Source organism: Paenibacillus sp. AK002 (genome assembly GCF_053903045.1).
This window is the reverse complement of record NZ_CP096377.1, coordinates 2,082,059-2,093,551: the sequence shown is the minus strand read 5'-3', so window position 1 is coordinate 2,093,551 and position 11,493 is coordinate 2,082,059. Positions and strand designations below refer to the sequence as shown.

Sequence of the window (11,493 nt, the reverse complement as noted above, 5' to 3'; positions counted from 1 at the left end):
CATGATATGCGTTCTTCACATGAGTATTCGGGACAAACCCGGGTTAGAACAAGCTATTCCCCTTCGGTATCGCCTTGTCCTTGGTCGGTTGCTTCGGCTTCGTTATCGGCGGTTCCTTCCGTCTCATTGTCGCCGGTTTCTTCCCCGTTCGCATTTGCGCTGCCAGCGGAGGAGGTTTCATCGGTACCGCTGCTGCCCGTTATCAGCTCTTGAGCCGATTTCAGCGTTAATTGCACGATCCGCTGGCCATTCTCTTTGGCTTCCAATTGCGATACAACGAAACCCTCGCCCTGAACGTTCACCTTTACTTTCATCAAGGTGAGCACCTCCATGGCATCCCTAAGCGATTCTCCCTCTAAATTAGGAATTTTCATCGATGGGCTGTCCTCTGTAAGAAGATAAATGCGCTGTCCAACGTTAATGATCGAATTTGCGGGCGGATACTGCTCCTTCACGGTGCTTCCATTGCCCAATGTCTCAAACGCAACCCCGTCCTTCAACAGCTTGGCCTTTACTTCGCTGAGCTTCATTCCCGTAAAGTCCGGTGCTTTAAGGGCATCCTTCGGCGCCGTTCCCGGATTCGATTTTTCTTTATCCTGAGTTTCATTCGATTTGGGAACGCCCCAATAGTTTAATGTCTTGGAGACGATTTCCTTGAATATCGGTGCCGCCAGCGCGCCGCCGCCCTTCTCCACGTTCGGCTCGTCGATAATGACCAGCACGGCGATCTTCGGGTTCTCGACGGGAGCGTACCCGATGAACGAAACCACCTGTTTCGAACGGTCTTTATATCCGCCGCCGGATTTAATGGCGGTACCGGTTTTGCCCGCAACGCGGTAGCCGTCGATATACGCAAGCTTCCCTGTGCCGTTTACTTGGTCGGCTACGACCTGCTCAAGGTAAGTCCCTGTTTCTCTTGCGGCTTCGGGAGATATGACCTGACGCACGACCTTCGGCTCGATTTTCTGAACCTCGCCCGTATTGGGGTCCTCGATCTCCTTCACCATATGCGGCTCCATGAGCTTGCCGCCGTTGGCAACGGCGGAAATGGCCGCAATCTGTTGTATAGGCGTAACCGATACGGCGTAACCATAGGTCATGGTTGAAATATCGGAATCATAGGTCATGTTCAGGGTGCCGAGAATTTCCCCGGGCAGGTCAATATTCGTTTTCTCGGTAAAACCGAATTCCCGAATATAATTGGTAAACCGCTCTTTGCCGAGCATCTCGTATCCCAATTTTACGAATGCCACGTTACTGGACTTTTTCACGCCTTCCAGGTAAGTAATCGGCCCCCACCCTACGCTGTTAATATCCCGGTGGGTTCTTCCCCCCGCCCTTATGGATCCGGATTGATAAATATCACCCGGGTTAAACAGCTTTTCCTGCACTGCACTGGCCAGGGTTACAATTTTGAAGGTCGATCCCGGCTCATAGATGGACCGCACGGCATGGTTGATAAAATTCTTTTGATTCCACTTCGAATATGTATTGGGATCAAAAGTCGGCATGTTGGCCATCCCCAGTATTTCCATCGTGTTCGGATCCGCTGCGATCACCGTCATGCTGATTGGTTTATATTGGTTATACGTGTCGCGCATCGCTTCCTCGATATAATACTGGATTGTATCGTCGGTCGTCAGTACTAAATTTTTCCCATTTATTGCAGGCTGATATAAATCATCCTCGCTGGGCAGCTTGACTCCCTTCTTGTCGCTCTTGTAAGAAGCGAATCCGTCGGTCCCCTTCAGCATCTCGTCATAAAACTGCTCAATGCCTCCGATCCCCTGTCCTTGACGATCGGTATAACCCAGCATATGTGCAGCCAATGTCTCTTTGGGATAGAAGCGTTTCTGCTCGCGTTGAAAGCCGATGCCCGAATCGGGAACTTTGCCTGCGGCCTTCAATTTATCATTCAAGCTTTGGCTGAACTCTTTAACCTCTTCCATCTTCTCCTGGCTGATCTTCCATCCTTCGTTGCGGACTTCCACGCCCTTCAGGTATTCCCCATCCTTGCCCTTGGCTTGAACCATTTCACGAAGCTTATCCTCATCCTTGCCGAGAGTTTCGTGCAGCCCTTTAACGACCTCATTCTCCAAGCCGTTAGCCTGGATGACCGCAGGGTTTACTATGACCGTGAAAGCCGGGGCGTCCATGGCCAGGATGTCGCCGTCCCGGTCCATGATCGTACCGCGGGATGCCGGCAAGTCCTGGGTTCTGGACCATTTCGCTAAGGCTTGTTCCTTCCAGAAGTCGTTATCGATCACCTGCAGCCAAAATACCCGACCAATCAATAAAGCAAAAAAGAGGGTTATACATCCCCCTATTAGCACGGTACGCAGTTTGATTTTTTTAATCATCGGTCAAAACCTCACACTTCAATCATTTTGTCCCGAGTCTGAATCCTGTGTCCCGGTTGCTCCCGAGACAGGTGATAGATGGATCATGTTATCGTCCTCAATCGGCACATAACCGAGCTCTTTCGCCTTGTCCAATACCTGCATCTCCAGCGTTTGCTTTTCTACCTGAAGTTGATTGATATTCCGCTTCGCATCCAATATCTTGTTCTCCGTCGCCTGGATCTGCCGGTTCAGGTCATAGGAATGAACATGACTCATGCCGATGACGCCCATGACGGCAACCACGAACACCACGGACAACAAATACAGCAGCTTTTCTTTTTGCGGAAGCTGGGAACGACGTTTAACGACTTTGGTCTTCTCGAGATAAGCGGACTGCTGCGTTTCCTTCTGTCTCTCCTGTACGGCTAAATTGCCGCGCGTGTAAGCCATGGCTGATTCTCCTTCTTCAGGGATTTGATGTTTCTACAGTTTCTCCGCAATCCGCAGCTTCGCCGAACGCGCCCTTGGATTACTCTCAATTTCTTCCGCCGACGGGATAAGCGGTTTACGGTTTACCAGCTTCAGATCGCCTTGGCCGCCTCCGCATACGCACATCGGAAAGTCTGGAGGGCACGTGCACTTGGGAATGTAACTGTTAAAAATCTGCTTGCATATCCGGTCTTCGAGCGAGTGGAAGGTAATCACCGAGACCCTTCCTCCCGGCGCAAGACATCTTACGGCTTGATGAAGCGCATCCTCGAAAGCGCCAAGCTCATCGTTTACCGCGATGCGAAATGCTTGAAAGCTTCGCTTCGCCGGGTGGCCGCCCGTTCTTCGAGCCGCGGCCGGTATCCCTTCCTTAATCATTTCGACAAGCTCTCCGGTTGTCTGAATAGGACTCTGTGCCCTTCTTTCAACGATGACCTTGGCAATCCGCCTTGAGAACTTCTCTTCGCCGTATTGGTACAATATCCGCGCGATTTCCTGTTCCGGCCATTCGTTTACAATCTTGGCTGCTGTAAGCTCGGCGGATTGATCCATCCGCATATCCAGCGGGGCATCATGATTGTAGCTAAACCCTCTCTCCCCTTCATCAAATTGCGGAGAAGATACGCCCAAATCGAACAGTATACCGTCAACTTGCGGCTGCCCGTTCTCGCCAGCCCCCACTTCGCTTCGGAGCACCTCCTCCAAATCGCGAAAATTGGTCTTAACGAGGGTGATCCGGTCCGCATAAGGCTTCATGGCCTCCCGGGCGTTATTCAATGCCCAGTCGTCCTGATCCAAAGCGATCAACCGGCCTTCCGAACTTAGTTGGGAAGCAATGAGCGAGCTGTGCCCCGCCCCCCCGAGCGTACAGTCAACATATATACCGTCTGGTTTGATGCGCAGCCCTTCTGTCGCTTCTTGCTTAAGCACTGTGATGTGATGGAACAAAGCTGCAGCCCTCCATTGTGTCTCTTACATGATTTTTAGTGTAACTTGTCCATTTCGATTACGGGATTTTCCTAGCTGGTCATAAGTCAAAATCAAAGTCTACCAGCTTCTCAGCAATGTCGTTGAACGCTTCCTCCGACTGCTGATAGTAATTCTGCCATTGCTCCTTGCTCCAGATCTCCACGCGGCTCGATACGCCGATGACGACGCATTCCTTCTCGAGCTTGGCGAACTCGCGCAAATTGCCCGGCAAATTTACCCTTCCCTGTTTATCCCATTCACATTCCGTCGCCCCGGAGAAAAAAAACCGGGTGAATGCGCGTGCATCCGACTTCATGAGCGGTAGGGATTTGAGCTTCTGCTCCATGATGGCCCATTCATCTTTGGGGTATACAAAGAGGCAATTGTCCAATCCGCGGGTTACGATAAACGAGGTGCCCAGGAGGTCGCGAAATTTAGCGGGGATGATGATTCTCCCCTTATCGTCGATGCTATGCTGAAACTCCCCCATAAACATCAGGCATTCCACTCCTTAACCCCGATTCCCCACTTTGCACCACTTTCCACCACTTTAGGATAATAGATTCGGCGTCAAGAATCAAATCCCTTCTGACCTGCATTTGTTTTTTTGGAACTTTCTCTCAGAACAACCGCGCAAAAAACCTCCTTTCATCCCGCCGGGGGATGGAAAGGAGGTTTGCAAATGATCTGAAGCTGCTGCGGTTTAATGCTGGGCCCAGCTGTCCAAGTAGGATTTCTGCTCAGCGCTCAGGCTGTCGATATGGATACCTAGACTTTCCAGTTTATATAAAGCAACCTGTTGATCCAGCTCGTACGGAACATTCACGACGCGGTTGCCGATGCCCTGGTACTGATCATTCACGTGTTTGAGCGACAAGGCCTGAAGGGCAAACGTCATATCCATGATTTCTGCCGGATGTCCGTCCCCTGCCGCCAGATTCACCAAACGGCCTTCTGCAAGCAAATAGATCTTACGGCCGTCCTTCAAATGGTATTCTTCGATATTGCGACGAACCGTCCGAACCGACTGGGATCGCTCCGACAGATCCGGTTTGTTGACTTCCACATCGAAGTGCCCGGCATTGGACAAAATGGCGCCATCCTTCATGACATCAAAGTCTTCTCCGCTAATGACGTCGCGGTTGCCCGTGACGGTTACGAAAAAGTCCCCCTGTTTAGCCGCTTCGCGCATCGGCATAACGTGGAAGCCGTCCATGTAAGCCTCAACCGCCTTGATCGGATCAATCTCGGTCACGATGACGTTGGCGCCGAGACCCTTGGCGCGCATCGCCACGCCTTTGCCGCACCAGCCATAGCCGACGACAACGACCGTTTTGCCTGCAACCACCAGGTTTGTCGTTCGGTTAATTCCGTCCCAGACCGATTGCCCCGTACCGTAACGGTTATCGAATAAGTATTTGCAGTAAGCGTCATTCACGGCAACCATCGGGAATTTCAGAGCGCCTTCTTTCTCCAGCGATTTCAGGCGCAGAATGCCCGTCGTTGTCTCTTCGGCGCCGCCCCGCACCCCCTCAAGCAGATCCGTGCGCTCGGAGTGAAGGATCGTTACCAGATCCCCGCCATCGTCGATGATCAGATCCGGTCTCGTTTCCAGCGTTGAGATGAGGTGCTGCTTGTATTCCTCCGGATCCGGGTTGTACTTGGCAAACACCGTTATTCCGTCTTCCACCAACGCCGCGCATACATCATCCTGCGTAGACAGCGGATTGCTGCCGGTAATTGTCACTTCGGCTCCGCCGGCTTGGATGACCTTCGCCAGATACGCGGTCTTCGCTTCCAGATGCAGCGAGATGGCCACTTTCAAGCCTTTGAACGGTTGTTCTTTCTCGAATTGTTCGCGTACCCGGTTCAATACCGGCATGTGCGCCTGCACCCAATCAATTTTGAGATGACCTTCCGGCGCCAGTTTCAGGTCGGCAATATTGCTGGTTTGTATTGATGATGAGCTCATTTAACAGCCTCCTAGGATCTGATGTTTGAATTCCTGATCATTATACGTAAACGACGCGGTGCATGCCCGAAGCATCGTATGGGATTTCCATCAGGCGATCCACCAGATTCAATCCGTAACGATTCATGTATTCCAGTATGTTGTATACCCGCTCCTGAGGCTTCCCTTCCGGGAGCAGCGTCTGTTCGATGCGCTTCCACTGCGCCAAGGCGGCCTCATGCTGCTGTTCCAGGGCATTCCGGGATTTACTTAACAGGTAATCCATCTGCTCCAATATTTTATCCTTATTGGTTAGACCTAATTTTAACAGTCCGCTCTGCATTTTGCCAAGATCTTCTATTAAAGGTTGATATAATGCTTCGAATTGTTTCCGGGTTTCGCTGAAGCGTTCCTCCAGATTCAATTCGTCCTTGCTTGCCAGCCAAGCCTCGCGCTTCTCGGACAAGCGAAGCTGAACATCCTCGAAGGACAATCCGTATTTCTCCATCAGCTTGTGGACGGTGCCGTCCACCATGGAGAAAGACATTCTCGGGATGATTAGCGGCATCTGTAAGCCCATATCGGCAAATGCATAGCGCGTAATCGCCCAGTAAGAGATTTCGCCAGGACCGAGTATCGTCCCCAGCACGGGGAGCAGCGAGTCCTGCATGATCGGGCGGGTCAGCACGTTATTGCTGAAGCGCTCAGGAAACTGATGCAAATCCCGAAGCAATTCTTCCTCCGTGAGAGAAACGATGCCCTTGCGGTCGGAGAACACGCCTCCTTCCCGGTACAGCAGCAGGCGTCTGCCTTCATGCAAGTAGAACAGATTGGCCCCGTTCTCGGATACGTCGGCCTGGACCTCGTAGCCCAGTCCGGCGATATCCCTTGCAGCCTGCTGGTACGAAAGTCCCAGTGTCTCGTTGCGGGTAATCAGCGATTCGAATATGGGCACTTCCAGCGCCCGAAGTCCCGGGTCTGCGGAATCCAGGAGGATCAGTCCATATTTGCCGAACATGCAGCCGATGAGTTTAGCGAATGCCTCGCTTAATCCGGCCGATCCGTCAAACGATTGAGACGCAAGCTTCAGCAAGTCTGCCTTGTATTCGCTGTCCGCCAGCTGCGTCTGAAGCTCTGCCAGCATCATCGACCAGTCCTCTTCAGGAACATCGGTATAACTCACCGATGTCCTGAGCCCGTCCTTGGCATCCAGCTTGATTTTGGACAGCTGCTGATCCGGAGTCAGGAAATACGTGTGATTGACTTCATCCCAGTCATGGTCCTCTCCAGCGATCCAAAATACAGGCACAACGGGACGATTCAAGCGTTCCTCCGCTTCGCGGGCAGCCTGAATCACGGTGATGGCTTTATATATGACAAGCAGGGGGCCGGTAAACAAACCGCTTTGCTGTCCACCAACCATGGTAACAGTTCCGGGCTGCTCCAGCTGTTGAAGTGATTTATGTACGGCGGGATGATCATTGTGTTTCTGGTTATACGTCCGAAGACATGCTGCCAGCGACTTGCGCTGAATTCGTTTGTCTTCCGAAAGATCCAGCCATTGTACCCGCTCGGCATAGCCGTGCTCGCCGCGGTGATCTTCACCGTAGAACCCGCTTACCCGGTCGAAATGGTGAATATAATCATGGGCGAGACGCGAAGCGAGGGATAATGGTTCCGGAACGATATTCATGAGGTATGCCTCCTATTCTACGTCGCAACCAAATCTAGATTGTGCATGCAGGTAAATTTGTTTCTTTATTTTTTGCCTTTCTTGATTGTACCGAATGTTGGCATTGTGCGTCAAAGGAAAAGAATAGCCGCCGGCACGATGCCAGCGGCTATTCTTGAAGCAGCTTCCTATTAACAGGTATCGATGACTTAAGCGTAGGCTTTGGCAACCCAGTGTCCTTTGGACACTTCGACCAGCTCCGAATCCTTCACGTCCAGCTGAACCGTTCCGTCTTCGCCTTTGGCTGCCGAAATCGGCCCCTGCGAATCGTCTTCCAGCTTGAGGCGCTTTTTGTTAGCCTCAATTTCAGGATCCGGAATCGGAATCGCGGACAGCAGGGTTTTCGTGTACGGATGGATCGGGTTCGCATACAGTTCCTCACTGTCTGCCAGCTCCACCATTTTGCCCAAATACATCACCGCTACCCGGTCGCTGATATGCTTAACCATGGACAGGTCATGCGCAATGAAGAGATAAGTTAAACCAAGCCGATCCTGCAGATCTTTCAACAAATTGACAACCTGCGCCTGAATCGAAACGTCAAGCGCCGAGATCGGCTCGTCACAAATGATGAATTTAGGGTTTACCGCAAGGGCGCGGGCAATCCCGATCCGTTGACGCTGACCACCCGAGAATTCGTGAGGGTAACGCGTCGCGTGGTCGCTGTTCAAGCCGACCATATCCAGCAGCTCCTCAATCCGCTTCTTGCGTTCGGCACGGCTGCCTGCCATTCCATGAATATCCAAGGCTTCGCCGATAATGTCCGACACCGTGAATCTTGGATTCAGCGAGGCATACGGATCCTGGAAAATCATCTGCATATCGCGGCGCATCGCCTTCATCTTGCCAGGGGACAGCTTGTAAATGTCCGTTCCGTTAAAATTAACGCTTCCGGCCGTAGGTTCATAGAGGCGAAGAATCGTCCGTCCTGCGGTTGACTTGCCGCAGCCGGACTCACCCACCATACCAAGCGTTTCGCCTTCGCGAATGAAGAAATTCAGGTCGTCAACCGCCTTAAGCACTTGACCTTTGCCAACGTTGAAATACTTCTTCAGGCCTTTTACCTCAATTAAATGGTTATCCTTCATGAGCCCTGCGCCTCCTTCGCCATCGGGTGCAGATTCCAGCAGCGCGCGATGTGCGTATCGCTGAATTCCGTTGCGCCCGGGTCGACCCGTTCGCAAATTCGCATAGCCTCATCACAGCGAGCAGCAAACGGGCAGCCCACCGGCGGCTTAATGAGATCGGGAGGCGTACCGATGATCGGAATCAGCGGCTCGTCCTTCTTCTGATCCAGGCGCGGCATGGAACGAAGCAAGCCTTTGGTATAAGGATGCTGCGGATTTTTGAAAATCTCCCATTTCGTTCCCGTTTCCACCACTTCGCCCGCATACATGACGATCACGCGGTCGCACATACCGGCAACAACGCCGAGATCATGCGTAATCAGAATGATGGATGTGCCCAAACGCTCCTGCATTTCCTTCATCACGTCCATAATCTGCGCCTGAATGGTAACGTCAAGGGCAGTCGTCGGTTCATCCGCAATCAGCAGGGTCGGCTTACATGCAAGGGCGATCGCGATCATCGCGCGCTGGCGCATACCGCCGGAGAATTCATGCGGATACTGGTTGAAGCGCTCTTCCGCGTTTTTGATGCCCACCAGCTTCAGCATTTCAATGGCATGTTTCTTGGCTTCCGAGAATGACATCCCTTGGTGCTTGACCAGCACTTCCGTGATTTGTTTTCCTATTTTAATGGTTGGATTGAGCGAGGTCATCGGATCCTGGAAGATCATCCCGATATCCTTGCCGCGAATCGCTTCCATCTGTTTGTTCGTTTTTTTGAGAAGGTCTTGTCCTTGGAAAATGACCTCTCCTTTTTTAATTTCCGAGGGCGGGGACGGAATCAATCGCATAATGGTCTGGGCGGTAACACTTTTACCGCTTCCGGACTCACCGACGATGGCAACCGTCTCCCCCTTGCCGACTTCAAAATTCATGCCGCGGACTGCCTTTACTTCACCGCCGCGAACACGAAACGATACGTTGAGGTCCTTCACCTGCAAGATCGGTTCCATACCTTCCCACCTCCTATTTTTTCAATTTCGGATCCAGCGCGTCACGCAATCCATCACCGAAAATGTTAAATGCCAACATCGTCAAGCTGATAAATAGAGCAGGGAACAACATCCGCCATGGATAATACATCCATCCGGACAAGGCATCATTAATCATGGAGCCCCATGATGCAACCGGTGCTTGAACGCCAAGACCAAGGAAACTCAGGAAAGCCTCGGCAAAGATTGCGCTTGGAACCGACAAGGTCAAGGTAACGATAATCGGCCCCATCGCATTCGGAATCAAATGCCGGAACAGCAGGCGCGCAGTTCCCGCACCCATCGAGCGTGAAGCGAGCACATACTCTCTGCTCTTCAGCTGCATGATCTCGCCCCGCACGATCCAGGACATGTTAATCCACCCCGTGATGGTTAAGGCGAGTATGATCGTGCCTAAACTTGGCTCGAATACAACCAATAGCAAGATCGTAACGAGCAGGTACGGAATGGAATACAAAATTTCCGCAAACTTATTCATGAACTCATCGACGCGGCCACCGAAATAACCCATGATGCCGCCATATATTACGCCAATCATCAAGTCAATCGCAGCTGCTGCAAGACCAACGGTCAAGGATATCCGAGCTCCCATCCAGGTACGAACAAAAACGTCGCGGCCCAGATCGTCGGTTCCAAACCAATGTTCTGATGAAGGCGGCATATTCGTATTCATCAAATCATTCGTTTCATAATCATATTTAGAGATCATCGGGCCGATGATGGCCATGATGACAATCAGGATCATAATAATCAAGCCTGTCATTGCCAGCTTGTTCTTGCGCAGTCTCTCCCAGGAATCTCTCCAGGAAGACAAGCTTTCACGCTGTATTACCTCGGATTGCTTCTCATCAGGACCAATCTTCTGAAAATCTTCAGGCTTCAAGTTTAGTGCCGCAGGATGAGGCATACGCTGTTCTTTCTCCATGTCTACCTCTCCTTCCCGCCGGTCAATTTAATGCGTGGATCCACAAATACGTACACGATGTCCGTGACAAAACGAGCCAGCATCAGCAGGATGCCGTAGAAAATCGTAATTCCCATGATGACGGTATAATCACGGTTCGTGATACTTTCAACAAACTGCTTGCCTATGCCGCCGATACCGAAAATCTGTTCAATGACGACCGATCCCGTGATAATGTTCGCTGTCATCGGACCGACATAAGTCACGACCGGCAAAATACCGTTACGGATCACATGACGGAACATAATCGCAAACCAGTTAAGGCCCTTGGCCTTCGCCGTCTTGATATAATCCGAATGCAAAACTTCCAGCATGCTGGACCTTGTCAAGCGAGCGATAAATGCAATCGGTTGTGCAGACAGCGCCATGACCGGAAGCACGTAGTCCAGCGGTCCCTCAAAGCCCATGACATTGAATATGCCTGCTTTCTCCGCGAGAACGAATTGCAACAAGGACGCGAGTACAAAACTCGGTACCGCGATGCCCAGAACCGAGATAATCATGGCGATGTTGTCAATCAGCTTGCGGTGATACAAGGCTGCAAGCATCCCCAACAGGACACCGACGATGACGGATACCACAATCGCGATAAGACCCAAACGTAGTGACGGGCCGAACGTGTCTACAATAATATCTGTTACGGATTGTCCCTGTTTCTTCATGGACAAGCCAAAGTCACCCTGGATGATATTGCCCAAGTATTTCGTATACTGCTGAAATACCGGTTTATCCAAATCATACTGCTCCATCAGCCTCGCCAGAATTTCAGGCGATGGCTTTTTCTCTCCCATAAACGGATCGCCCGGTATGGCTTTCATAAGAAAAAAAGTGGCTGAGATCAGTATGAACAACGATACAAGCATATAAAAAAACTTACTCGCCACATACCTCAGCATTTCGCTAGCCTCCTGATCAGTTGTTCTAAAC

At 51.4% G+C, this 11,493-nt stretch carries 10 protein-coding genes; all 10 read right to left on the bottom strand.

What is annotated here, in order from left to right; translation table 11 throughout:
- Positions 1-53 precede the first annotated feature (53 nt).
- Positions 54-2,360 carry a penicillin-binding transpeptidase domain-containing protein gene (locus M1D70_RS08970; RefSeq protein ID WP_456289664.1) on the bottom strand — a complete coding sequence of 769 codons (2,307 nt, stop codon included), beginning with the start codon at positions 2,358-2,360 and terminating at the stop codon, positions 54-56.
- 18 nt (positions 2,361-2,378) lie between these two features.
- Entirely contained in the window at positions 2,379-2,792 is a 414-nt protein-coding gene (locus M1D70_RS08965; RefSeq protein WP_009590826.1) for a hypothetical protein, read from the bottom strand.
- A 33-nt stretch (positions 2,793-2,825) separates the two neighbouring features.
- Positions 2,826-3,779, bottom strand: coding sequence for a 16S rRNA (cytosine(1402)-N(4))-methyltransferase RsmH (rsmH, locus tag M1D70_RS08960; RefSeq protein ID WP_009590838.1), 954 nt, complete (start codon positions 3,777-3,779; stop codon positions 2,826-2,828).
- Positions 3,780-3,858: 79 nt separating this feature from the next.
- Positions 3,859-4,296 carry a division/cell wall cluster transcriptional repressor MraZ gene (gene mraZ, locus M1D70_RS08955; protein WP_009590832.1) on the bottom strand — a complete coding sequence of 146 codons (438 nt, stop codon included), beginning with the start codon at positions 4,294-4,296 and terminating at the stop codon, positions 3,859-3,861.
- A 207-nt stretch (positions 4,297-4,503) separates the two neighbouring features.
- The gene (locus tag M1D70_RS08950) at positions 4,504-5,772 is read right to left on the bottom strand and encodes an adenosylhomocysteinase (RefSeq protein ID WP_009590835.1); all 1,269 of its coding nucleotides are present in this window, start codon (positions 5,770-5,772) and stop codon (positions 4,504-4,506) included.
- A gap of 40 nt (positions 5,773-5,812) precedes the next feature.
- Entirely contained in the window at positions 5,813-7,444 is a 1,632-nt protein-coding gene (gene bshC / locus M1D70_RS08945) for a bacillithiol biosynthesis cysteine-adding enzyme BshC (protein ID WP_456289663.1), read from the bottom strand.
- Positions 7,445-7,632: 188 nt separating this feature from the next.
- Complete coding sequence (locus tag M1D70_RS08940; RefSeq protein WP_009590843.1) at positions 7,633-8,571, bottom strand: ABC transporter ATP-binding protein; 939 nt, start codon at positions 8,569-8,571, stop codon at positions 7,633-7,635.
- The gene (locus M1D70_RS08935) at positions 8,568-9,563 is read right to left on the bottom strand and encodes an ABC transporter ATP-binding protein (RefSeq protein WP_009590828.1); all 996 of its coding nucleotides are present in this window, start codon (positions 9,561-9,563) and stop codon (positions 8,568-8,570) included. The genes M1D70_RS08940 and M1D70_RS08935 overlap by 4 nt, the downstream gene beginning before the upstream one ends.
- A gap of 13 nt (positions 9,564-9,576) precedes the next feature.
- Positions 9,577-10,527, bottom strand: a complete 951-nt coding sequence (locus M1D70_RS08930) for an ABC transporter permease (RefSeq protein ID WP_009590830.1) — start codon at positions 10,525-10,527, stop codon at positions 9,577-9,579.
- A 2-nt stretch (positions 10,528-10,529) separates the two neighbouring features.
- Complete coding sequence (locus M1D70_RS08925; protein WP_009590847.1) at positions 10,530-11,462, bottom strand: ABC transporter permease; 933 nt, start codon at positions 11,460-11,462, stop codon at positions 10,530-10,532.
- Positions 11,463-11,493 lie beyond the last annotated feature (31 nt).

What these genes read in the sequence shown, in the direction of transcription:
- M1D70_RS08965 (WP_009590826.1), bottom strand. Translation starts at nt 2,792, where the DNA reads ATGGCTTACACGCGCGGCAATTTAGCCGTACAGGAGAGACAGAAGGAA.
- M1D70_RS08930 (WP_009590830.1), bottom strand. Translation starts at nt 10,527, where the DNA reads ATGGAGAAAGAACAGCGTATGCCTCATCCTGCGGCACTAAACTTGAAG.
- M1D70_RS08935 (WP_009590828.1), bottom strand. Translation starts at nt 9,563, where the DNA reads ATGGAACCGATCTTGCAGGTGAAGGACCTCAACGTATCGTTTCGTGTT.
- M1D70_RS08970 (WP_456289664.1), bottom strand. Translation starts at nt 2,360, where the DNA reads ATGATTAAAAAAATCAAACTGCGTACCGTGCTAATAGGGGGATGTATA.
- mraZ (WP_009590832.1), bottom strand. Translation starts at nt 4,296, where the DNA reads ATGTTTATGGGGGAGTTTCAGCATAGCATCGACGATAAGGGGAGAATC.
- M1D70_RS08940 (WP_009590843.1), bottom strand. Translation starts at nt 8,571, where the DNA reads ATGAAGGATAACCATTTAATTGAGGTAAAAGGCCTGAAGAAGTATTTC.
- M1D70_RS08925 (WP_009590847.1), bottom strand. Translation starts at nt 11,462, where the DNA reads ATGCTGAGGTATGTGGCGAGTAAGTTTTTTTATATGCTTGTATCGTTG.
- bshC (WP_456289663.1), bottom strand. Translation starts at nt 7,444, where the DNA reads ATGAATATCGTTCCGGAACCATTATCCCTCGCTTCGCGTCTCGCCCAT.
- M1D70_RS08950 (WP_009590835.1), bottom strand. Translation starts at nt 5,772, where the DNA reads ATGAGCTCATCATCAATACAAACCAGCAATATTGCCGACCTGAAACTG.